The organism is Pantoea sp. GABEPS69 (assembly GCF_045780835.1).
Taxonomy (GTDB): domain Bacteria; phylum Pseudomonadota; class Gammaproteobacteria; order Enterobacterales; family Enterobacteriaceae; genus Pantoea; species Pantoea septica.
The window spans coordinates 2476310-2499736 of the sequence record NZ_CP118618.1 but is presented as its reverse complement, the minus strand read 5'-3'; the positions used below and the strand labels follow the sequence as shown (position 1 = coordinate 2499736).

Genomic DNA, 23427 nt, shown 5'->3' with positions numbered 1-23427 from the left:
AGCCCTATGTGGGTAAATGGAACGGAGCAGCGCACGCTGCCTGTCAGCGATCGCTCGACGCAGTTCGGCGACGGCTGCTTTACCACGGCAGCGGTGCATAACGGCCGCATTCAGCTGTTGGCGGCGCATCTGCGCCGTCTGCGCGAGGGATGCGAACGCCTGATGATGCCCGACGTCGACTGGGGGCGGCTGGAAAAAGAGATGCGCGCAGCCGCGCAGCCGCACGCCCAGGCGGTCCTGAAAGTCATTCTCAGCGCCGGCGCTGGCGGACGCGGCTACAGCCGTAATGGCAGCAGCGGCGCCACGCGCGTCGTCTCGGTTGCGCCCTGGCCGCACCACTATCAGCCGCTGCAAACCCTGGGCGTCAGGCTGCAGACCAGTCCGGTGCGGCTGGCGCAGAACCCGCTGCTGGCGGGCATCAAACACCTGAATCGCCTGGAGCAGGTGATGATCCGCGCGCATCTCGAGCAGAGCGACGCCGACGAGGCGCTGGTGCTTGACACTGCGGGCTACGTGGTGGAATGCTGTGCGGCCAATTTATTCTGGCGGCAGGGCGAACGCGTTTTTACGCCCGATTTGACGCACGCTGGCGTCGACGGCGTGATGCGGCGCTATCTGATGGCGCAGATGGCCGCCGCAGGTCTGCATTGCGATGTGGTGCGCTGTGAAGCGGCGCAGCTGCAGGCGGCCGACGAAATCGTCATCTGCAATGCCCTGATGCCGGTTTTGCCGGTACGACAGCTGGACGACAAGGCGTTCAGCGAGCGCGCGCTCTACCACCGGTTTCAGCACAGCTGCTATTTAATGGAAGCAAAATGAGTCGAACGAAAAAAATTTTCGCCGTCGTCGCGGCGGTTCTGGTGCTGGCGGCAGCCTTCAGCTACTGGCAAATTCAGCGCTTCGCCGCGACGCCGTTAACCATTGACCAGGAAACGATCTATACCTTACCAGCGGGCACCGGCCGGGTGGCGCTGGAGGCGCAGCTGGAGAGCCAGCATCTGATCCCGCAGAGCATCTGGTTCGGTCCGCTGCTGAAGCTCGAGCCGGATCTGGCGCGATTTAAAGCGGGTACCTACCGGCTGGAGAAGGGGATGACGGTGCGCGCGCTGCTGCAGCTGCTCGCTAGCGGCAAAGAGGCACAGTTCCCGCTGCGGCTGGTAGAGGGCCAGCGCCTGATCGACTGGCTTGCCGAGCTGCGCGCCGCGCCCTATATCAAACACCAGCTGAAAGATGACCAGTTCGCCACGCTGGCGAAGACGCTGAACATCAATCCGCAGGCGCTGGAAGGCAGTTTCTATCCGGATACCTATCTCTATACCGCCAACACCAGCGATATCGCACTGCTGCAGCGCGCGCACGCCCGCATGACGGCGCTGGTGGATCAGATCTGGAAAAATCGCATGCCGGACCTGCCCTATAAAAATCCGCAGGAGATGGTGACCATGGCGTCGGTGATTGAAAAAGAGACCGCCGTCAGCGCTGAACGCGCGCGCGTCGCGTCGGTGTTTATTAACCGGCTGCGCACCGGCATGAAGCTGCAAACCGATCCGACGGTGATTTACGGCATGGGCGAGAAGTATACGGGCACGCTGACGCGTAAAGACCTCGAGATGCCGACCGATTACAATACCTATACCATAAACGGCCTGCCGCCTGGCCCCATCGCCGCGCCGAGCAAAGCCTCGCTGGAAGCGGCCGCGCATCCCGAAAAAACCGATTACCTCTATTTTGTCGCCGACGGCAAGGGCGGCCATACCTTTACCACCAACCTTGCCAGTCATAATCAGGCGGTACAGGCTTACCGGCAAACGCTGAAGGAAAAAGATGAAAAGTAAGTTTATCGTCATTGAAGGCCTGGAAGGCGCCGGAAAAACCACGGCGCGCGAGGCGGTAGTCGCCGTGCTGCGCGAGCGAGGCGTTCAGGATATCGTCTTTACCCGCGAACCGGGCGGCACGCCGCTGGCGGAGCAGCTGCGCGTACTGGTGAAGCAGGGCATCGAGGGCGAACAGGTCACGGACAAAGCGGAGCTGCTGATGCTCTACGCCGCCCGCGTGCAGCTGGTGGATACCGTGATCAAGCCCGCGCTGGCGCGCGGCGCCTGGGTCATCGGCGACCGGCACGACCTCTCTTCGCAGGCCTATCAGGGCGGCGGACGCGGGCTGGACGCCGCGCTGATGCGCACGCTGCGCGACGCCGTGCTGGGCGATTTTCGCCCCGATCTTCAGCTTTACCTCGACGTCACGCCGGAAATCGGCCTGCAGCGCGCCCGCGCCCGCGGCGAGCTGGATCGCATCGAGCAGGAGTCGCTGCGCTTTTTCGAGCGCACCCGCGAGCGCTATCTGGCGCTGGCTGCCGAAGACGAGCGCATCCTGACCGTGGATGCCACGCAGCCGCTCGACAGCGTCACCCAGGCGATTAAAGCGACCCTGACGCGCTGGCTGGATCGGCAGGCATGAACTGGTATCCGTGGCTGAATCAGCCTTACCGCTACATTATCGGCCAGCATCAGGCGGGGCGCGCGCATCACGCGCTGCTGATCCAGGCGATTGACGGCATGGGCGAGGAGGCGCTGGTATGGGGCGTCAGCCGCTGGCTGATGTGCCAGCAGAAGGATGGGCTGAAGAGCTGCGGCCAGTGCCACGGCTGTCAGCTGATGCAGGCGCAGACGCATCCCGACTGGTATCGCCTGGAGGCAGAGAAGGGCAAAAGCACCCTGGGTATCGACGCGGTGCGCCAGGTGACCGAGAAACTCTACCATTTCGCCCAGCAGGGCGGCGCGAAAGTGGTCTGGCTGCCCGATGCCGCGCAGCTGAGCGAATCGGCGGCTAACGCGCTGCTGAAAACGCTGGAAGAGCCGCCGGCCAACAGCTGGTTCTTCTTAGGCAGCCGCGAATCGTCGCGTCTGCTGGCCACGCTGCGCAGCCGCTGTATGGCGCTCTCGCTGGCGCCGCCGGACGAAGCGCAGAGCCTGCAGTGGCTGAGCAAGCAGCTGCCGCACGAGTCTGTCGCGCTGCAGACCGCGCTGCGCCTCAGCGCGGGCGCCCCGGCGGCGGCGCTACAGCTGCTGGAGCCGGCGCGCTGGCAGGCGCGCCAGAACCTGTGCGATGCATTGCCCGCCGCGCTGCGGCAGGATATTTTGCTGATGCTGCCGCTTCTCAATACAGAGGATGTCGCCGCGCGCATCAGCTGGCTGATGGCGCTGCTGGTGGATGCGATCAAATGGCAGCAGGGCGCCGTGCGCTGGCTAAGCAATCCCGACCGTCAGGATGTGGTCGCGCTGCTGGCAGAGACCTTTTCCGCCCGCGCGCTGGATGAGAGCGCGCGCGCATGGATGCAGTGCCGGGAACAGCTGATCCACGTGGCCGCCGTCAACCGCGAACTGCTGTTAACCGACCGACTTCTCAGCTGGGCTGATCAACGCAAGCCCGGCTTAGTCGCTTAACGACCAAACGAGACACCTTATGTTTATTGTGGATTCACACTGCCATCTTGATGGCCTGGATTATGAAAAGAACCATCGTGACCTCGACGATGTGCTGGCCAAAGCCGCCGCGCGCGACGTGAAGTTTATGCTGGCGATAGCCACCACGCTGCCGGGTTTTCATACCCTGAAGGCGCTGGTGGGCGAGCGTGAAAATATCGCGCTCTCGGTTGGCGTGCACCCGCTGAATCAGGAAGAGCCGTACGACGTCGAGGAGTTTCGTCGTCTGGCCGCCGATCCGCGCGTGGTGGCGCTGGGCGAAACCGGCCTCGACTACTATTATCAACAGGAAACCAAAGCGCAGCAGCAGGCGTCGTTTCGCGAGCATATCCGTACCGGCATCGCGCTGAACAAGCCGATTATCGTGCATACCCGCGACGCGCGCGACGATACGCTGGCGATTCTGCGTGAAGAGCAGGTTGAGCGCTGCGGCGGCGTGCTGCACTGTTTTACTGAGGATCAGGCGACGGCGGCGAAGCTGCTCGATATGGGCTTCTATATCTCCTTTTCCGGTATCGTTACCTTCCGTAACGCCGAACAGCTGCGCGAAGCGGCGCGCTATGTGCCGCTGGATCGCATGCTGGTGGAGACCGACTCTCCCTATCTGGCGCCGGTGCCGTATCGCGGCAAAGAGAACCAGCCAGCCTATACGCGCGACGTGGCGGAATACCTCGCCGTGCTGAAAGGGGTCGATATCGAGACGCTGGCTGCTGCGACCACGCAAAACTTCTCGACGCTTTTCCAGGTGCCGTTAAGCCGACTCGGCGGTTAAGGTTTTATTTCAAAGCCTGTAATAATTCGGTAATACCGACTGATGCCCTGCTTTTTATCGCAGGGCTACGCTTTTATGGGGGCAAAACGGGCGCTGTCAGTCAGAATATACTGATATCAGGGCGAGCCGATCCAGGAAACGTGATAGTCGTCAAAGTAACGCCGGCTTATTTATTTTACCCTTCGTAATAATTAAAAGGCGGTCACCGTCAAACGGGTTGCGGATCCTCCCCCGCGTCCCAGCGCACTGCGCAAAATCGCACTCATACTCAGGAGCTTCAGGCTATGTTCAAGAACGCATTTGCGAACCTGCAAAAGGTCGGTAAATCGCTCATGCTGCCGGTATCGGTTCTGCCGATCGCCGGCATTTTATTAGGTGTTGGTTCGGCAAACTTTAGCTGGCTGCCGGCCGTCGTTTCCCACGTGATGGCGGAAGCGGGCGGTTCGGTGTTTGCTAATATGCCGCTTATCTTCGCTATCGGCGTGGCGCTCGGCTTTACCAACAACGACGGCGTCTCCGCGCTGGCGTCGGTGGTGGCGTACGGCATCATGGTGAAAACCATGGCGGTGGTCGCGCCGCTGGTGCTGCATCTCTCCGCTGAGGAGATTGCTGCGCACCATCTGGCGGATACCGGCGTACTGGGCGGCATTATCGCCGGTGCGATAGCGGCCTATATGTTCAATCGCTTCTACCGTATCAAGCTGCCGGAATATCTCGGCTTCTTTGCCGGTAAGCGCTTTGTGCCGATTATCTCCGGCCTGGCGGCGATCGTGCTGGGCGTGCTGCTCTCCTTTATCTGGCCGCCGATTGGCTCGGCGATTCAGGAGTTCTCGCAGTGGGCAGCCTATCAGAACCCGGTTGTGGCATTCGGTATCTATGGCGTGGTTGAACGTGCGCTGGTGCCTTTCGGCCTGCACCATATCTGGAACGTGCCTTTCCAGATGCAGATCGGCGAGTTCACCAACGCGGCGGGTCAGGTATTCCACGGCGATATTCCGCGCTATATGGCGGGCGATCCGACTGCGGGCAAACTCTCTGGCGGCTTCCTGTTCAAAATGTACGGCCTGCCGGCGGCGGCAATCGCCATCTGGCATTCGGCGAAGCCTGAAAACCGCGCCAAAGTGGGCGGCATCATGATCTCCGCCGCGCTGACCGCGTTCCTGACCGGTATCACCGAGCCGATCGAGTTTTCGTTTATGTTCGTTGCGCCGATCCTCTACGTGATCCACGCGATTCTGGCCGGTCTGGCGTTCCCGATCTGTATCCTGCTCGGCATGCGTGACGGTACCAGCTTCTCGCACGGCCTGATCGACTTTATCGTACTGAGCGGCAACAGCAGCAAAATCTGGCTCTTCCCAATCGTCGGCATTATCTACGGTCTGGTTTACTACACCATTTTCCGCGTGCTGATTGTGAAGCTGAACCTGAAAACGCCGGGCCGTGAAGAGACCACCACCGAGTCCTCTTCAGCGACCGGCAGCGAAATGGCGGGCAAGCTGGTTTCCGCCTTCGGCGGCAAAGAGAACATCACCAACCTGGATGCCTGTATTACTCGTCTGCGCGTCAGCGTGGCGGACGTCAGCAAGGTTAACCAGAACGAGCTGAAAAACCTCGGCGCCCGTGGCGTGGTGGTGGCAGGCTCTGGCGTTCAGGCGATTTTCGGCACCAAGTCAGATAACCTGAAAACCGATATGGATGAGTACATCCGCAGCATGTAATGCGTGATAAGAAAAAAGCCCCGCACAAGCGGGGCTTTTTTTTATCGGCGATCAAGGGTTCAGAGATAGACGCGCAGGTATTCCGTCAGGCACAGCAGCGCCATCGCCTGACCGTAAGGCATCGAGGTTAGCGGCACGTTGCGGTAGTAGTCGAGATCGCTGCCCATCGCGGTGCCGAATGAAACCTGTTTCAGCTCGCCATCCTCGTCGATATTGGCGATCACGCCGCGCAGCGCGTTCAGGCCGGTGGGCAGATAATCCGCGCTGAGGTAGCGCTTGCGCACCGCCTTGATAATGCCGTAGGCGAAGCCTGCGGTCGCCGACGCTTCCAGATAGCTATCAGGATCGTCCAGAAGCGTATGCCACAGACCGCTCGGATGCTGGCAGGCGCGCAGCGCTTTCACCTGGCTCTCCAGCACCTGCAGCAGGAAGCGGCGCGTCGCATGCTGTTCCGGCCAGTTCATCATCTCCAGGAAATCGGGAATAACGATGGTGAGCCAGCTGTTGCCGCGCGCCCAGCGCGCATTGGCGAAATTATGGCGGCCCTCGAAGTTCCAGCCGTGGAACCAGAGCCCGGTCTGGCGATCCATCAGATATTGCGTATGCAGCAGGAACTGATAGCTCGCCTCTTCGATAAACTCCTGCCGATTCAGCAGCTGGCCGATTTTCGCCAGCGCCATCACGCTCATCATCAGCGTATCGTCCCAGAGCTGCTGGTGGTTTTCATTGTTGTAGACGATATGCTGCAGGCCGCCCTGTTCGGTGCGCGGCATCTCATACATCACCCATTCCGCCCAGCGCTCCAGCACCGGCCGCCAGGCGGCGTTGCCGGTCTCTTCGTAGCGATAGGCCAGCGTCAGGAAAGGCGCGACGGTATTCACGTTCTTGGTCGGCGTGCCTTCCTCAAGGCGCGCGGCGAACCAGTCGTCGATAATGCTCAGCGTCTGCTGGTCGCCGGTTTGCTGATAATAGTGGAGCATGCCGTAGAGGCCGATGCCGTGGGTCCACTCCCAGCCTGCCCAGCCTTTGGTATCAATCACGCGCCCGTCATCGAGGTGCAGCAAAAATTCTCCCGTCTCGTCAGTGATGTTCACCAGGTTTTGCGTCAGCTTGTGAATCAGTTGCAACAGCTCCCGGCGCGGCAGCAGAAATTCTGGTTGGCACAAAAGAGCACTCTGTTTCACAGGAAATACAGTCATGGTTCATTCCTATCGTTTCAAGGTCGTAGTAAGGGAAGAAGCGATCGGACGCGCGGCCTTAAGCGGCGGCGCGGCCGGTTTATGACGGTTAAGGAAGCCGATGTTGTTGTTGCCCCACAGATTCTCATAAGGCATGCCGGCCAGGGTTTCGACAATTTCTCGCGCTTCCGGCGTGATGCGCTCCGGCAGGACGCGGTCAGCTTCGCGCATCTTCAGCGTCTCTTCGCGCAGCACGGTGTGGGTCTGCAGATTGAGTTTAAAGCGCAGCGAAACCAGGAAGCCGCATGCCAGCACGCACAGCGTACCGAGGCTGAGGATACCGAGAATGGTATGGCTGACGCCCGGCGGTTGCGTCGCCTGCCCGGAGACGAAACCGGAGAGCTGCAGCACGATGCCGACCAGCATCACCGCGCCCGCCTGTGAGGCTTTGCGGGTCAGGGTCATAATACCGGCGAAAATCCCCTCGCGGCGCTGACCGGTAATCACCTCGTCGACGTCGGCGATATAGGTGTAGATATTCCAGGGCACATAGTTGATGCCGCCGCGTCCCAGACCAGCCAGCGCGGAGATCAGCAGCAGCAGCGAGAAGCTGTCGTTCATGCCCGCATACCAGAGGCCGGCGTAAGAGAGGGCAGCAATGCCGAACAGCGTGACGACCAGACGGTAGGCTGGCGCCGGCCCCATACGGATGCAGAGCGGGATCATGCCCATCACGGCGACAAACTGTAACACCGCCATAGTGCCCATCAGGTTGGAAGCGATCTGTGCGCTCTGCATCAGCACGAACACCACATACCAGGTGAAGACGGCGTTAAAGACATCCTGCGCGATATAGCCGCCCAGATACATGCCGAGATGCTGACGGAAAATGCGGATGCGCAGCGTAGAGGCGAGTTCGACATAGAGACGCTTCAGGCTCTGCATCAGCGACAGCTGCCGCTTCTCCTCTTCAGCGCGACGCGACTCCTCGGAGAAATCACCGGGATCGCGCTCCCAGGTAAAGAGCCAGACCAGCGTCAGCACCAGCGCGCAGATAATGGAAAATACCAGGCTGGCGTAGAAAAAGGAGAGCGGATTATCTTTGCCCAGCGCGCCGATCAAAATGCCCGGCAGGAAGGCGGCAAGAATCGCCGACAGCTGCGCCAGCGCGATACGCGCGCCGGAAAAGCGGGTCTTCTGTTTGAAATCGTCGGTCATCTCCGGCACCAGGGTTTCATAGGGCACCAGAATCATGGTGTAGACCATATCGAACAGCAGATAGGTGGCGAGATACCACCAGAAGCTCATATCGCCGATCCACATCAGGCTGTAGCTGAAGACGCAGGGAATGCCGAGCAGAATAAAGAATTTGCGGCGGCCGAAGCGCTTGCCCAGCCAGGTCGAGCCGAAGTTATCGGTCAGAAAGCCCATCAGCGGGCTGACCACCGCGTCCAGCACGCGCGCGGCGGCGAAGATAAAGGTCGCTTCGATAGGCGTCAGACCGCAGAAGGTGGTATAAAAATAGAGCAGCCAGGCGGCGGTAAGCGCCGTGGTGCCTGCGCCGAGAAAATCCCCGGAGCCGTAAGCCAGATAGTGGCCAAAACCAATTTTACGTGAGCGCATACGGATGCTCCTTTGTAGCCATAGTCATTACATCCTTTGTTATCCGGACCACACACTCGGAATAGATAGAAAGTAGAGCCGCAGCGCGGGGCAAACCTTCGCGATTTCGACAGGCGTCGCCTCTGGCTGGCAATGAAGCAAAGAAAAGGGCGGCGCGTTTCTAATTTATGAAACAGCGTTTCATTTTATCTTCGGGCAGGGCAGGAATTTGCGAAGCGGCGCACAGTTAAAAGAAGCGGTGAAAATGGCGCAAAGGCAGGCAGTTAATCGGGGAAAAGTGGTCCTGAGCTTGAAAGAAAACAAATTCCTCACGCATACTGATTGACTGTCCATCAGGCTTAAGGAAATGCACCATGGCTGAAGAAACGATTTTCAGTAAAATCATCCGTCGCGAAATCCCTGCCGACGTGGTGTATCAGGATGAACTGGTCACTGCGTTTCGTGATATCTCTCCCAAAGCGCCGACGCATATTTTGATTGTCCCCAACGTGTTGATCCCCACCGCTAACGACGCGCTGCCCGCTCATGAGCAGGCGCTGGGCCGCCTGTTTACCGTTGCCGCGAAAATCGCGCGCGCCGAAGGCATCGATCAAGACGGCTATCGGCTGATCGTTAACTGCAATCGTCACGGCGGTCAGGAGGTTTATCACATTCATATGCATTTACTCGGCGGACGTCCGCTGGGTCCGATGCTGGCCGACTGATCCTCCATACGGAAGCGAGTTATGCGTCAATGGCTGACAGGCCTGCCGCTCCTGCTGACTCTGGCAGGTTGCAGCAGCGATAAACCGATGATCGACACGTCGCAGTCGCTGGTGATGGAGTCCTCTGTGCTCTCTGCCGGCATCATCACCGACGAGCCGGTGGTAGACGAGCAAGATGGGCAGCAGCGCGCGCGCAGCGTGCTCTATAATCAGCGCGAGACGCCGGTGGTGATTCACTATCGTTATTACTGGTACGACGACAAAGGGCTGGAAATTATGCCGGGCGAACCGGCGCAGCGGGTCACCGTTCCGGCGCACGGCAGCATTGTCGCCGCTTCCCAAATGGGCAACCTGACGGCCAGCAAGGTTCGTCTCTACCTTTATCTCTGAGGATTGTTAAGTGATTCGCCGACTCCCTCGTTCCGGAGCGCTCCTGATGGCGCTCATTCTTTCCGGCTGCGTAATTAAACAGCAGCAGCCTGCGCCCGTTGAACCGACGCAGCCCGCCGAACCTACTCAGCCGCAGCCCGTGCCGCAGCCGCAGCCCGTGCCAGAGCCGACGCAGCCTGTGCCGCAGCCACCGAAGCTGAAAACCATTAACTGGGACGCCAGCGTGCAGCCGCTGGTGGCGCAGATGCTGGGTTCCGCCAACGGCGTCACGCCGGGCAGCGTGCTGATGGTCGATCGCATTAAAAACAGCACCAACGGCGCGTTGCAAAGCGAAAAAGCCACCGACGCGATTCAAAACGCGCTGGCCAACAACGGCAAGTTTACGCTGGTGACCAACGATCAGCTGGCGCAGGCCAAGCAGACGCTGGGCCTGTCGCCAGACGACAGCCTGAACTCGCGCAGCAAAGCGATTGGCCTGGCCCGCACGCTGAACGCGCAGTATGTGCTCTACAGCACCGCGCAGGGCGACGTGAAAACCCCGACGCTGCAGATGCAGCTGATGCTGGTGCAGACCGGCGAGATCGTCTGGTCAGGCAAAGGTGTCGCCCAGAATTGATCCCTCACAGCTGGCGCGCATAGAAAAACGGCTGCCGGGTGTCGCGCTGGAGAAGGCTGCGCCGCTGCAGGGGCTCACCGGCCACAGCAGTAAACTGGAAAGCGGGCAGGGCGCGTTTGTCGCGCGCCCTGCGCCGCAGCCGCCGATCCCCTTTGTCGATCGCCAGCGCGAAGCCCGCCTGCTGCGCAAACTGCATCCCAGCGGCCTGACGCCGCGTCCGTTGCTCGGCGACGCGCAGCTGCTGCTGCTGCCGTGGCGCGTGGGCGAACCGCTGTCGCCGCAGACGTTTCACCAGCGGCGCGACGAGGTGGTGGCGCTGCTGCTGCGGCTGCATCGCCAGCCGCCGACGGGCTACCGCCTGCAGCTGCTGCCGCTGCTGCTGCGCTACTGGCAGCTGTGCCGACAGCGGCATCTGGGCTGGCAGCGCGCCCTGCGTCAGCTGGCGCGTGCGGGTGAACCCGCGCCGCTGCGGATGGCGCCGCTGCATATGGATGTCCATGCTGGCAACCTGATCGCGGATGCGGAAGGGCTGCACCTGATCGACTGGGAGTACGCCGCCGATGGCGACGTGGCGCTGGAGCTGGCGGCGCTGTGCGCCGCCGATCCCGAGCGGGCAGAGAGCTGGCTGGCGGCCTATGCCGAGGCGGCGCGCCTGCCGCCAGCGGCGCTGGCGCGGCAGGTTGCGCGCTGGCAGCCCTGGCTGCGGCTGCTGATGGCCAGCTGGTATCAGCTGCGCGCCGAGCAGAGCGACGATGCGGAGCTGCGTCAGCTGGCGCGGCAGAGCTGGCAAACCCTTTAATTCGCGCGGCGAGAGCGCCGCGTCAGGAACTGATTATGACGACACAACTTCCCGGCCCGCTGATGCTGGATGTCGAAGGTTTTGAACTGGACGCCGAAGAGCGCGAGATCCTGCGGCATCCTACCGTCGGGGGCGTGATCCTCTTCGCGCGCAACTACCACGATCCGGCGCAGCTGGCTGAACTGGTGCGCCAGATCCGCAGCGCGTCGCGCTCGCGGCTGGTGGTAGCGGTCGACCAGGAGGGCGGACGCGTCCAGCGCTTCCGCGACGGTTTCACCACGCTGCCCGCGATGCAGTCTTTCGCGGCGCTGCACGATGCAGAAAGCGGCGGCGAGCTGGCGCAGCAGGCAGGGTGGCAGATGGCGGCGGAGATGATCGCCATGGATATCGACATCAGCTTCGCGCCGGTGCTGGACCTCGGCCATATCAGCGCGGCGATCGGCGACCGCTCCTTCCATGAGGATCCGCAGATTGCGCTGGCGATGGCGCGCCGCTTTATCGCCGGCATGCATGAAGCGGGCATGAAAACCACCGGCAAGCATTTTCCCGGCCACGGCGCGGTCAGCGCCGACTCGCACAAAGAGACGCCGCGCGACCCGCGCGATCTGGAGACGCTGCGTCGTCACGACATGGCGATTTTCCAGGCGCTGTTCGACGAGGGCGCGCTGGATGCGGTCATGCCGGCGCACGTTATCTATACTGAGGTGGATCCGCTGCCCGCCAGCGGTTCGCCTTACTGGCTGAAGAGGGTGCTGCGGGAAGAACTGGGCTTTGACGGCGTTATCTTCTCTGACGATCTCTCGATGGAGGGCGCCGCCATCATGGGCAGCTACGCGGAGCGCGCGCAGCAGTCGCTGTCGGCCGGGTGCGACATGATCCTGGTCTGCAACCATCGCGCAGGCGCGATCAGCGTGCTGGATAATTTGATCGCGATCGGCGCCGAACGCGTGCCGCGGCTGTACCATCGGGGAACCTTTACCCGCCAGAGTCTGCAGCAGAGCGCGCGCTGGAAGCAGAACGCGCAGCAGCTGAGCAACCTGCAGGCGCGCTGGCTGGAACACAAAGCGTCAGGGAAGTAATCTCTCCTCCCGGCGCGCACAACGCTGAGGAGTGTCATGATTATCTATCTGCACGGTTTCGATTCCAACAGTCCGGGCAACCATGAAAAGGTGCTGCAGCTGCAGTTTATCGATCCTGACGTCAGGATGATCGGCTACAGCACCCGCCACCCTAAACACGATATGCAGTTCCTGCTGAAAGAGACCGACAAGCTGCTGACGCGCGGCGGCGGCGCCCAGCCGCTGATATGCGGCGTCGGGCTAGGTGGTTACTGGGCGGAGCGCATTGGCTTTCTCTGCGGCATTCGCCAGGCGATTTTCAATCCCAATCTCTTTCCCTTCGAAAATATGGAGGGAAAAATCGACCGGCCGGAAGAGTATCTCGACATCGCCACCAAATGCGTCAGCGACTTTCGCGAAAAGAACCGCGATCGCTGCCTGGTGTTTCTGTCGCGCCGCGACGAGGCGTTAGATAGCCAGCGCAGCGCAGAGACGCTGCACCCTTTCTACGAAATTGTCTGGGATGAGCAAGAAGGCCATAAGTTCAGGAACATCTCTCCGCATCTTCAGCGAATTAACGCTTTTAAAACATTAGGTTAAGCATGCGGGCGCCAGCCGGGCGCCCGCGCGTTTTGCGTATTAATCTGAGTTATCCGCCGAGTAATTGATGTAAATCAATTTTGGTATGACCATCTTCCCTGCCCATGCTATTCTGCCTTCAGCAGCGATTTTAACTTCGCCAACCCTATGTTTATTAAGGTTTAATTTAACCATTGATTAACTATTGGTTCACATTTTGAGGGGGTCTTGTTGACTACATCCATGAAAAAAATCGTTATTGTCGGTGGCGGCGCGGGCGGGCTGGAGATGGCAACGCAGCTGGGTCACAAGCTGGGCCGCAAGAAAAAGGCCGAGATTATTCTGGTAGATCGCAACCACAGCCACCTGTGGAAGCCGCTACTGCACGAAGTGGCGACCGGATCGATGGACGAAGGCATCGATGCGTTGAGCTATCTGGCGCATGCGCGCAATCACGGCTTTCAGTTCCAGCTCGGCTCGCTGACCAATATCAATCGCGAGCGCAAAACCATTGAGCTGGCGGAGATGCGCGACGACAACGGCGAAGTGCTGGTGCCGCAGCGCGAGGTGGCCTACGACACCCTGGTGATGGCGCTTGGCAGCACCTCGAACGATTTCGGCACGCCGGGCGTGAAAGATCACTGCATCTTCCTCGACAACCCGCACCAGGCGCAGCGTTTCCACAATGAGATGCTGAACCAGTTCCTGAAATTCTCCGCCAGCGAAGGCCGGCTGGAGAAGGTCAATATCGCTATCGTCGGCGGCGGGGCGACCGGCGTCGAGCTGTCAGCCGAGCTGCACAACGCGGTCAAGCAGCTGCACAGCTACGGCTATAAAGGTTTGAGCAGCGAAGCGCTTAACGTCACGCTGGTGGAAGCGGGCGAGCGTATTCTGCCTGCGCTGCCGCCGCGCATCTCTGCCGCGGCGCACAGCGAGCTGACCAAGCTGGGCGTGCGCGTGCTGACGCAAACCATGGTGACCAGCGCCGATAAAAACGGTCTGCACACCAAAGGCGGCGAATTTATCGAGGCGGATCTGATGGTATGGGCGGCGGGTATTAAAGCGCCGGACTTCCTGAAAGAGATTGGCGGGCTGGAGACCAACCGCATCAACCAGCTGGTGGTGAAAGAGACGCTGCAAACCACGCTGGATGACGATATCTACGCCATCGGCGACTGCGCCTCCTGCGCGCTGCCGTCGGGCGGCTTTGTGCCGCCGCGCGCCCAGTCGGCGCACCAGATGGCATCGCGCGCGATGGAGAATATCCTCGCCCAGCGTAGCGGCAAGCCGCTGAAAGCCTACGTCTATAAAGATCACGGCTCGCTGGTGTCGCTGTCGCGTTTCAGTACCGTGGGCAGCCTGATGGGCAACCTGATGCGCGGCTCCATGATGGTAGAGGGCCGCATCGCGCGCTTTGTCTACATCTCTTTATATCGTATGCATCAGATTGCGCTCCACGGCTATTTCAAGACCGGCCTGATGATGCTGGTAGGCAGCCTTAACCGCGTGATCCGTCCGCGCCTCAAGCTGCACTAATGATTTCCAGGCGGCGCAAGCCGCCTTTTCCCCTTTCCGGCGTTGGTTAAGCTCCTGAGACATAACGCAAATTAATCTAAACTCTGCGGTTCATTCTGCTCAGAACTCTCCGAAAAGCTGGTCCTGATCCGCTTCCGGTGCGTTTTCCTCCATTAATCTGATGTTGCAATTTCGGGCCATCTGCAAAACTTCCTGCAACGATACGGCGGGTCGTGCACGCCGTTCTGTGCCATAGCGACAGGGGACATCGTCGCGGCACGCATGCACGGTAACAACTTCAGGAGGACAATCCTGTGAATAAATCAATGTTAGCGGGTATCGGTATCGGCGTTGCAGCAGCTTTAGGTGTGGCCGCCGTTGCCAGCATGGATGTATTTGACCGTGGTCCGCAGTATGCGCAAGTGCTTTCAGCGACGCCAATCAAAGAGAGCATTAAGCAGCCGCGTCAGGAATGTCGCAACGTGACGCTGACCCATCGTCGCGCGGTACAGGATGAGAACCGCATCGCCGGTTCGGTGCTGGGCGCGGTCGCAGGCGGCGTGCTGGGTCATCAGTTCGGCGGCGGACGGGGACGCGATGTGGCGACGGTCGCAGGCGCGCTGGCGGGCGGCTACGCCGGCAACCAGGTGCAGGGCGGTTTGCAGGATCGCGACACCTACACCACCTCAGAGCAGCGCTGCAAAACGGTATACGATAAGCAAGAAAAGATGCTGGGTTATGACGTGACCTATAAAATAGGCGACCAGCAGGGCAAAATCCGCATGGAAAACGACCCTGGCACCCGCATCCCGCTGGACCGTAACGGCCAGCTCATCCTGAACAGCAATCAGGCTTAACTGGGCAAAGATTCCCACACAGCACACACATAGTAAAAAGGCACATCTTACGATGTGCCTTTTTTTTAGCTTTGCTCTTTATGCCGGCTTATCCGCCGGCGAGATTAATCAACCGATGGTCATCAGGCTGGCGTTGCCGCCGGCCGCCGCGGTGTTGACGCTCAGCGAGCGCTCAATCAGCAGACGCTCCAGCAGCAGCTGTGTATCGCCGCGGGCGAAGCCCTGCACCGACACAATCGCGCCGTCGCGCGCCGCGATCTGCTCGCACAGCGTGCGCAGCTGATCGGCGTCGCCGTGGTAGATCACCGCGTCGAAATGGGTGGCGAACAGATCTTTCGCCAGCGCGATGCGCGCCTGTACCGCCTGCGGCAGCGCCTGGCGCAGCTTGCGGTGCAGCTCATCGTCCGGCCAGAGCGCCTGACTGCCGACGCTGGTCACCGCCGCCAGCTGCACCAGCGCGTCCTGCTCGTTATCGGCGAGGCAAAGCACGCGTTCGCGCGGCAGCAGCGAGAAGGTGTTGCGCTCGCCGGTCGGACCGGTCAGCAGCCGCACGGTGCCCGCCTGCGCCAGCGTGGCGTAGCGCTGACAGATCGCGGCCAGTTCCGGCTTGTCCTGTTGCGCCCAGGCCGCCAGGGCTTTATGCGGCTCCAGCAGCGCCTCGCGCAGCGTGCCGTCCGCTGGACGCTCGGCGTCCTGGCGATCAAAGGTGGTGCTCAGCGCCGTTTCCGGGCGGCTGGAGAGCAGGCGGTAGAGATAGAGCGGGCCGCCCGCTTTCGGGCCGGTGCCGGAGAGTCCTTCGCCGCCGAACGGCTGCACGCCGACCACGGCCCCCACCATATTGCGGTTAACGTAGAGGTTGCCGACTTTAGCGCTGGCGGTGACCTGCGCGATGGTTTCATCAATGCGGGTATGCACGCCCAGCGTCAGGCCGTAGCCGCCGGCGTTGATCTGGTCGATCAGCTGCGGCAGCGCATTGCGCGCGAAGCGCACCACGTGCAGCACCGGGCCGAAGATCTCTTTATCGAGATCGCTGACCTGATCGAGCTCGATCAGCGTCGGCTTGATAAAGGTGCCGCTTTGCCACTCCGCGCGATCCTGCGGATGCTCCTGCACCGCCTGGTAGACGGCATTGCCTTTGTTGCGCATCGCCTGGATATGGCGCTCGATATTGGCCTTCGCCTCGGCGTCGATCACCGGGCCGATATCGGTAGAGAGACGCTCTGGATTGCCCATGCGGCATTCGGCCATCGCGCCGCGCAGCATTTTCAGGGTGTGATCCGCCACATCCTCCTGGATGCAGAGCAGACGCAGCGCCGAACAGCGCTGTCCGGCGCTGTCGAACGCCGAGGCGAGGATATCCACCACCACCTGTTCAGTCAGCGCGGAAGAGTCGACGATCATCGCGTTAAGCCCGCCGGTTTCGGCGATAAGCGGCGTCGGACGGCCCTGGGGATCCAGGCGGCCGGCCAGGTTGCGCTGCAGCAGCGTCGCCACCGCGGTAGAGCCGGTAAACATCACGCCGCGCACGCGCGCGTCGCGCGTCAGCTGCGCGCCAACGGTTTCGCCGTCGCCCGGCAGCAGTTGCAGCACACCCGCAGGCACGCCGGCATCCAGCAGAATGCGCACCGCCTGCGCGGCGATCAGCGGAGTCTGCTCCGCCGGCTTGGCCAGCACGCTATTGCCCGCCGCCAGCGCGGCCGCGATCTGGCCGGTAAAGATCGCCAGCGGGAAGTTCCACGGGCTGATACAGACCACCGGGCCAAGCGGGCGATGCGTTTCATTGTCGAAATCGTCACGCACCATACCGGCGTAGTAGCGCAGGAAATCAACCGCTTCGCGCACTTCGGCGATGGCGTTGTTATAGGTTTTGCCCGCTTCGCGCACCAGAATGCCGATCAGCTGCTGCATGCCGTCTTCCATATACTGCGCGGCGCGATCGAGGATCGCCGCGCGCTCGTCCGGCGGCGTCGCGAACCAGATTGGACCGGCGTTCACCGCCGCATCCAGCGCCAGCGACACTTCCGCTTCGCTGGCTTCACGCACCTGACCGACGATATCGCCCGGCGCGGCTGGATTGATTACCGGACGGGTTTCGCCGTCGCCCAGCTCGCCGTCGATAATTGGCTGCGCCAGCCAGGGCTGCGCGGCGCTGCTCAGCAGGGCGCTGGAGAGTGACGCCAGACGATGTTCGTTGGCCATATCGATGCCCGCCGAGTTGCTGCGTCCCGCGCCGTAGAGATCGCGCGGCAGCGGGATCTTGGGATGCGGCAGGCCAATCGCCCCTTCGCTCGCGCCCAGTTTTTCCACTGCCGCCACCGGATCGGCCACCAGTTCGTCAATCGGCAGCGAGGTATCGGCGATACGGTTAACGAAAGAGGTATTGGCGCCGTTTTCCAGCAGGCGACGCACCAGGTAGGCGAGCAGGGTTTCATGGGTGCCCACCGGCGCATAAATACGGCACGGACGATTGAGCTTGCCGTCCGCCACTTTGCCGACCACCTGCTCGTAGAGCGGTTCGCCCATGCCGTGCAGGCACTGGAACTCATACTGGCCCGGATAGTAGTTATTGCCCGCCAGCTGGTAGATGGCCGCCAGCGTATGGGCATTGTGCGTAGCGAACTGCGGATAGATCAGGTTCGGCACCGCCAGCAGCTTGCGCGCGCAGGCGAGATAGGAGATATCGGTGTAGACCTTGCGGGTATAGACCGGATAACCTTCGAGACCTTCCACCTGGGCGCGTTTGATTTCGCTGTCCCAGTAGGCGCCTTTCACCAGGCGGATCATCAGGCGGCGGCGACTGCGCTGCGCCAGATCGATCAGCGAGTCGATGACGAACGGGCAACGCTTCATATAGGCCTGGATCACGAAGCCGATGCCGTTCCAGCCCTCCAGCTCCGGCTCAAAGCAGAGCTTCTCCAGCAGATCGAGCGACAGCTCGAGGCGATCCGCCTCTTCGGCGTCGATATTGATGCCGATGTCGTAAGAGCGCGCCAGCAGCGTCAGGGATTTCAGAATAGGGTAGAGCTCCTCCATCACGCGATCGTACTGCGCGCGGCTGTAGCGCGGGTGCAGGGCGGAAAGCTTGATCGAGATGCCGGGGCCTTCATAAATGCCGCGTCCGTTAGAGGCTTTGCCGATAGCGTGGATCGCCTGCTGGTAGGAGACCAGGTAGGCTTTGGCGTCGCTGGCGGTCAGCGCCGCTTCGCCCAGCATATCGTAGGAGTAGCGGAAGCCTTTCTCTTCCAGCTTGCGCGCGTTCGCCAGCGCCTCGGCGATGGTTTCGCCGGTAACAAACTGTTCGCCCATCAGGCGCATCGCCATATCGACGCCTTTGCGCACCAGCGGCTCGCCGCTCTTGCCGATAATGCGGTTCAGCGAGCGCGACAGATTGGCTTCGTTGTGCGTGGAGACCAGACGTCCGGTAAACAGCAGACCCCAGGTGGCGGCGTTAACGAACAGAGAAGGGCTGCGGCCCAGATGCGACTGCCAGTTGCCGTTGCTGATTTTGTCGCGGATCAGCGCGTCGCGCGTCGGCTTATCGGGAATACGCAACAGCGCTTCCGCCAGGCACATCAGCGCCACGCCCTCCTGAGAGGAGAGCGAGAACTCCTGCAGCAGGCTTTGCACCATGCCGGCGCGTCCGGTTGCCCCTTTCTGGTGCCGCAGCTTGTCGGCGAGGCTGTAGGCGAGCTGATGCGTTTTCTCCGCCAGCGCCGCCGGCAGACGCGCCTGCTCCAGCAGCATCGGCACCGCGTCGGTCTCGGGGCGACGCCAGGCGGCGGTGATCGCGGCGCGCGCCACAGACTGCGGCAGAATATGCTCGGCGAAATCGAGGAACGGCTGATGCGTCTCTTCCGGGGCGATCTCTTCCTGCTCTACCTGCGCGCCCGCCGTCATGGGGACCTCCGGCAGGGCGTCGCCGCTCTCCAGCTGGCCGAGGTAGTTGAAAATCGCCTGCTTAATCAGCCAGTGCGGCGTGCGGTCAACCTTCTGCGCCGCCAGTTTAATGCGTTCGCGGGTGGCCTCATCCAGCTTCACCCCCATCGTTGTCGTGCCCATGACCTGTCTGCTCCTGTCTTTAGCTCTCATACTGCGTGGCCAGCACTATCTCTGATGTTGCAACTTTGTGCAACCGTGTTAAGTGTGACCTGCTTAACAGCCTTTTTAATGATTAATTTGTTAACGCTCGAAAAGGCGGCATGGAACTTGCTGCAAGAATCTCGCCACAATTGCGCGGCGCTAACTTACTGCACTGTAGGCGGTTTACCGGGGTGCAACTGTGGAACTGTGAGCGAGTGCAACCTGTTAACAAAATTTAGTGATTAACAGGTGAAATCGCTGTAATGCCTGTGTTAAATCCATTGTGCGCATCGCGCCTTTCCGGCAGGATACCGCGCCTCAGGAAAGAGCAGGCGCCTGAATCTGGAAAAAAACCTGCGGCCCCGTCCCGTTCCGACGCGGCCACAGCGTGCGGTTTCTCTCGGGAAATCAACTATAAAGTGGAGAGACGAATGAGTGTAAGCACACCGATGCTGGTGACTTTTTTAATTTATATCCTTGGGATGGTGCTGATAGGCTTCATCGCTTACCGTTCCACCAAAAACTTCGACGATTACATTCTGGGCGGCCGCAGTCTGGGCAGTTTTGTGACCGCGCTGTCGGCGGGCGCCTCTGATATGAGCGGCTGGCTGCTAATGGGGCTGCCGGGCGCGATTTTTCTCTCCGGCATTTCGGAAAGCTGGATCGCCATCGGTCTGACGATCGGCGCCTGGCTGAACTGGAAGATCGTAGCGGGGCGTCTGCGCGTGCAAACCGAGCACCATGACAATGCCCTGACGCTGCCCGATTTCTTCACCAGCCGCTTCGAAGATAAAAGCAAAATCCTGCGCGTTATCTCTGCGCTGGTGATCCTGATCTTCTTCACCATCTATTGCGCCTCGGGCGTAGTGGCGGGCGCGCGCCTGTTTGAAAGCACCTTTGGCATGAGCTATGAAACCGCGCTGTGGGCCGGTGCGGCGGCGACCATCCTTTATACGCTGGTGGGCGGCTTCCTTGCGGTGAGCTGGACCGATACCGTGCAGGCAACCCTGATGATTTTCGCGCTGATCCTGACGCCGGTGATCGTGATTGTCGCCGTTGGCGGACTGGACGACTCGCTGGCGGTCATTGAGGCGAAAAGCATCGAAAACCTCAATATGCTGAAAGGGCTCGATTTCGTCGCGGTGATTTCGCTGCTGGGCTGGGGACTAGGCTATTTTGGTCAGCCGCACATCCTGGCGCGCTTTATGGCGGCGGATTCGCATCGCTCGATCCGCACTGCGCGCCGCATCGGCATGGCCTGGATGGTGCTCTGCCTGGCAGGCGCGGTGGCGGTCGGCTTCTTCGGCATCGCCTACTTCCAGAACCACCCGGAGCAGGCGGCGAACGTCAGCGGCAACGGCGAGCGTGTCTTTATCGAGCTGGCGCGCATTCTGTTCAATCCGTGGATCGCCGGCATTCTGCTCTCGGCCATCCTGGCGGCGGTGATGTCGACCCTCAGCTGTCAGCTGCTGGTCTGCTCCAGCGCGCTGACCGAAGATCTCTATAAAGGCTTCCTGCGCAAAAACGCCAGCCAGAAAGAGCTGGTGTGGTTTGGCCGCGCCATGGTGCTGCTGGTGGCGCTGATCGCCATCGCGCTTGCCTCGAACCCGGATAACCGCGTGCTGGGGCTGGTAAGCTACGCCTGGGCCGGTTTCGGCGCCGCCTTTGGTCCGGTGGTACTGTTCGGCGTCTGCTGGAAACGCATGACACGCAACGGCGCGCTGGCGGGCATGGTGATCGGCGCGGCGACGGTGCTGATCTGGAAACAGTATGGCTGGCTGGGCCTGTATGAAATCATTCCGGGCTTCGCCTTCTCCAGCATCGCCATTGTGCTCTTCAGCCTGCTGGGTCGCGAGCCGTCCGCCGCTGCGCAGCAGCGTTTCGACGCGGCCGAAGCGGAATACCTGACCAAATAATTCATTACAACATACAAACCCGCTTCCCGTAGGGGAGCGGGCTTTTTTGCGTCTTCAGCTGGAGAAATAATTTCGCTGCATTACTTGTTTTTTCCTGCGCGATAATGATAATCGGTATCGTTCGCATTTTACCTAACTTTACCTGCGATTGACGCTGCTTAACATTCAAGAGGTCGGCGATGTTTGTTCCCTTTCTTATCATGCTGCGCGAAGGCCTGGAAGCGGCGCTGATCGTCAGCCTGATCGCCAGCTATCTGAAGCGTACCGGCCGTACCCGCTGGTTTCCCGCGCTGTGGGCGGGCGTGTTTATCGCGGCGGCGCTCTGCCTCGCGCTCGGCATTATCATCAACCAGACCACCGGCGAATTCCCGCAGAAGCAGCAGGAGCTGTTCGAGGGCATCGTGGCCGTGGTCGCGGTGGCGATCCTGACCTCGATGGTGTTCTGGATGCGCAAAGTGGCGCGCAATATGCGCGCGCAGCTTGAACAGGCGGTCGATCAGGCGCTGAATCAGAGCGGACGCGGCGGGCTGGCGCTGGTGCTGATGGTGTTTCTCGCCGTGGCGCGTGAAGGGCTGGAGTCGGTGTTCTTTCTGCTGGCGGCTTTTACCCAGGATGTCGGCTACGCGCCGCCTGTGGGCGCCGTGCTCGGGCTGGCGACGGCGGTAGTACTGGGCATGCTGCTCTACTGGGGCGGCGTACGCCTGAATATGGCGCACTTCTTCCGCTGGAGCAGCCTGTTTATTCTGTTCGTCGCCGCCGGGCTGGCGGCGGGCGCTGTGCGCGCCTTTCATGAGGCGGGCCTGTGGAACCATTTTCAGACTGTCGCATTCGACCTGAGCAACGTGCTCTCTACTCATTCGCTGGCGGGCACGCTGCTTGAGGGCGTGCTGGGCTATCAGGAAGCGCCGAGCGTCAGCGAAGTGGCGGCCTATTTTCTCTATCTTATTCCGGCGCTGCTGCTGTTTTTACTGCCGGCGCGTCCGGCGCGCCAACTCTCGACTAAACAGGGATAACTCTATGATGATTCGCTTTCGCCGCAAAACCCTGCTGGCTTCGCTGCTGGCGCTGACGGGAACCGCTGCGGCCGCCGATATTCCGCAGGTCGCCGTCAGCGTGACGGATACCCAGTGCGAACCGATGCAGCTGACGGTCAAGCCAGGCAAAACCCAGTTTCTGATCAAGAACAACAGTCAGAAAGCGCTGGAGTGGGAGATTTTGAAAGGCGTGCTGGTGGTGGAAGAGCGCGAAAATATCGCGCCGGGCTTCAGCCAGAAGCTCACCGCTAACCTTGAGCCGGGCGAGTATGAGATGACCTGCGGCCTGCTGAGCAATCCGAAAGGCAAACTGATCGTGCAGGGCGAGGCGTCGCCAGCCGCGAAAGCGGGCAAACCCGACGTGCTGGCATTGGCCGGTCCCATCACCGCCTATAAAGCCTACGTGACGCAGGAAGTAACGCAGCTGGCGGCGAGCACCGAAGCCTTTACCCATGCGGTTAAAGCGGGCGATATCGAGAAAGCGAGAGCGCTCTATGCGCCGACCCGCCAGCACTACGAGCGTATCGAGCCTATCGCCGAGCTTTTCTCCGATCTTGACGGCAGCATCGACGCGCGCGAAGACGATTACGAGAAGAAAGCGGAAGATCCGAAATTCACCGGCTTCCACCGCCTGGAAAAAGCGCTGTTCAGCGATAACAGCACCAAAGGCATGGAGGGCTACGCCACCCAGCTCAACCGCGACGTGCAGGATCTGCAGACCCGTATCAGCGAGCTGGCGTTCCCGCCGGTGAAAGTGGTCGGCGGCGCGGCCGGGCTAATCGAAGAGGTCGCCTCCAGTAAAATCTCCGGCGAAGAGGATCGCTACAGCCGCACCGACCTGTGGGATTTCCAGGCGAACATCGACGGCGCGCAAAAGATTGTCGATCTGCTGCGTCCGCAGCTGCAGCAGGCGAATCCGCAGCTGCTGGCGAAAGTCGACGGTAACTTCAAAAAAGTCGACGCCATTCTGGGCAAGTATCGCGAGGGAGAGGGCTTCGCCTCCTACGAAAAACTCACCAGCGCGGATCGCAATGCGCTGAAAGGTCCGGTTACCGCGCTGGCGGAAGATCTCTCTTTACTGCGCGGTACCTTAGGTCTCGATTGAT

20 protein-coding genes are annotated in these 23427 nt (G+C 61.0%); 17 read left to right on the top strand and 3 right to left on the bottom strand.

From position 1 onward, the window contains the following. The first annotated feature begins 6 nt into the window (after window positions 1-6). The 6 genes from pabC to ptsG all read left to right on the top strand — a co-directional run bounded on the left by pabC (window position 7) and on the right by ptsG (window position 5972). Window positions 7-819 (top strand): aminodeoxychorismate lyase, encoded by an 813-nt coding sequence (gene pabC, locus PVE98_RS12265; protein WP_096072939.1) that lies wholly within the window; start codon window positions 7-9, stop codon window positions 817-819. Beyond that, on the top strand, window positions 816-1835 hold the full coding sequence (gene mltG, locus PVE98_RS12260) for an endolytic transglycosylase MltG (RefSeq protein ID WP_096072940.1): 1020 nt from the start codon (window positions 816-818) through the stop codon (window positions 1833-1835). The genes pabC and mltG overlap by 4 nt, the downstream gene beginning before the upstream one ends. Further along, window positions 1825-2457: a dTMP kinase gene (gene tmk / locus PVE98_RS12255; protein ID WP_033750924.1), complete on the top strand. Its 633-nt coding sequence runs from the start codon at window positions 1825-1827 to the stop codon at window positions 2455-2457. The genes mltG and tmk overlap by 11 nt, the downstream gene beginning before the upstream one ends. After that, complete coding sequence (gene holB, locus PVE98_RS12250) at window positions 2454-3443, top strand: DNA polymerase III subunit delta' (protein WP_096072941.1); 990 nt, start codon at window positions 2454-2456, stop codon at window positions 3441-3443. The genes tmk and holB overlap by 4 nt, the downstream gene beginning before the upstream one ends. A gap of 19 nt (window positions 3444-3462) precedes the next feature. Further along, the gene (locus PVE98_RS12245) at window positions 3463-4254 is read left to right on the top strand and encodes a metal-dependent hydrolase (RefSeq protein WP_033750918.1); all 792 of its coding nucleotides are present in this window, start codon (window positions 3463-3465) and stop codon (window positions 4252-4254) included. A gap of 284 nt (window positions 4255-4538) precedes the next feature. Further along, window positions 4539-5972: a PTS glucose transporter subunit IIBC gene (ptsG, locus tag PVE98_RS12240; protein WP_033750915.1), complete on the top strand. Its 1434-nt coding sequence runs from the start codon at window positions 4539-4541 to the stop codon at window positions 5970-5972. Window positions 5973-6031: 59 nt separating this feature from the next. Here ptsG and PVE98_RS12235 read toward each other — a convergent pair whose 3' ends face one another. Then, complete coding sequence (locus PVE98_RS12235; protein WP_033750912.1) at window positions 6032-7171, bottom strand: glycoside hydrolase family 105 protein; 1140 nt, start codon at window positions 7169-7171, stop codon at window positions 6032-6034. A 9-nt stretch (window positions 7172-7180) separates the two neighbouring features. Further along, on the bottom strand, window positions 7181-8773 hold the full coding sequence (locus tag PVE98_RS12230; protein WP_096072942.1) for an MFS transporter: 1593 nt from the start codon (window positions 8771-8773) through the stop codon (window positions 7181-7183). A 353-nt stretch (window positions 8774-9126) separates the two neighbouring features. Between PVE98_RS12230 and hinT the strand changes: the two genes are divergently transcribed. The 8 genes from hinT to PVE98_RS12190 all read left to right on the top strand — a co-directional run bounded on the left by hinT (window position 9127) and on the right by PVE98_RS12190 (window position 15291). Then, a complete protein-coding gene (hinT, locus tag PVE98_RS12225; RefSeq protein ID WP_033750906.1) occupies window positions 9127-9477 on the top strand; it encodes a purine nucleoside phosphoramidase in 351 nt (116 codons plus the stop codon). 21 nt (window positions 9478-9498) lie between these two features. Next, on the top strand, window positions 9499-9867 hold the full coding sequence (locus tag PVE98_RS12220) for a YcfL family protein (protein WP_033750903.1): 369 nt from the start codon (window positions 9499-9501) through the stop codon (window positions 9865-9867). 10 nt (window positions 9868-9877) lie between these two features. Further along, on the top strand, window positions 9878-10483 hold the full coding sequence (gene lpoB / locus PVE98_RS12215) for a penicillin-binding protein activator LpoB (protein ID WP_096072943.1): 606 nt from the start codon (window positions 9878-9880) through the stop codon (window positions 10481-10483). Window positions 10484-10502: 19 nt separating this feature from the next. Beyond that, complete coding sequence (gene thiK / locus PVE98_RS12210) at window positions 10503-11282, top strand: thiamine kinase (RefSeq protein WP_096073891.1); 780 nt, start codon at window positions 10503-10505, stop codon at window positions 11280-11282. Between the two features lie 35 nt (window positions 11283-11317). Further along, the gene (gene nagZ / locus PVE98_RS12205; protein WP_096072944.1) at window positions 11318-12361 is read left to right on the top strand and encodes a beta-N-acetylhexosaminidase; all 1044 of its coding nucleotides are present in this window, start codon (window positions 11318-11320) and stop codon (window positions 12359-12361) included. A gap of 36 nt (window positions 12362-12397) precedes the next feature. After that, window positions 12398-12940, top strand: coding sequence for an alpha/beta hydrolase YcfP (gene ycfP, locus PVE98_RS12200; protein WP_096072945.1), 543 nt, complete (start codon window positions 12398-12400; stop codon window positions 12938-12940). Window positions 12941-13150: 210 nt separating this feature from the next. Further along, window positions 13151-14455, top strand: a complete 1305-nt coding sequence (locus PVE98_RS12195; protein WP_096072946.1) for an NAD(P)/FAD-dependent oxidoreductase — start codon at window positions 13151-13153, stop codon at window positions 14453-14455. A gap of 293 nt (window positions 14456-14748) precedes the next feature. Further along, complete coding sequence (locus PVE98_RS12190; RefSeq protein ID WP_033750889.1) at window positions 14749-15291, top strand: glycine zipper 2TM domain-containing protein; 543 nt, start codon at window positions 14749-14751, stop codon at window positions 15289-15291. A 108-nt stretch (window positions 15292-15399) separates the two neighbouring features. On the opposite strand, the gene putA is transcribed toward PVE98_RS12190, so the two are convergent. Next, a complete protein-coding gene (gene putA / locus PVE98_RS12185) occupies window positions 15400-19350 on the bottom strand; it encodes a trifunctional transcriptional regulator/proline dehydrogenase/L-glutamate gamma-semialdehyde dehydrogenase (RefSeq protein ID WP_096072947.1) in 3951 nt (1316 codons plus the stop codon). A gap of 452 nt (window positions 19351-19802) precedes the next feature. On the opposite strand from putA, the gene putP reads away from it, so the two are divergent. From putP to efeO, 3 genes are all read left to right on the top strand, one after another. Further along, window positions 19803-21287, top strand: coding sequence for a sodium/proline symporter PutP (gene putP / locus PVE98_RS12180; RefSeq protein WP_033750882.1), 1485 nt, complete (start codon window positions 19803-19805; stop codon window positions 21285-21287). A 179-nt stretch (window positions 21288-21466) separates the two neighbouring features. Continuing rightward, the gene (gene efeU, locus PVE98_RS12175; RefSeq protein ID WP_096072948.1) at window positions 21467-22300 is read left to right on the top strand and encodes an iron uptake transporter permease EfeU; all 834 of its coding nucleotides are present in this window, start codon (window positions 21467-21469) and stop codon (window positions 22298-22300) included. 4 nt (window positions 22301-22304) lie between these two features. Then, window positions 22305-23426, top strand: coding sequence for an iron uptake system protein EfeO (efeO, locus tag PVE98_RS12170; RefSeq protein ID WP_096072949.1), 1122 nt, complete (start codon window positions 22305-22307; stop codon window positions 23424-23426). Window position 23427: the final 1 nt, after the last annotated feature.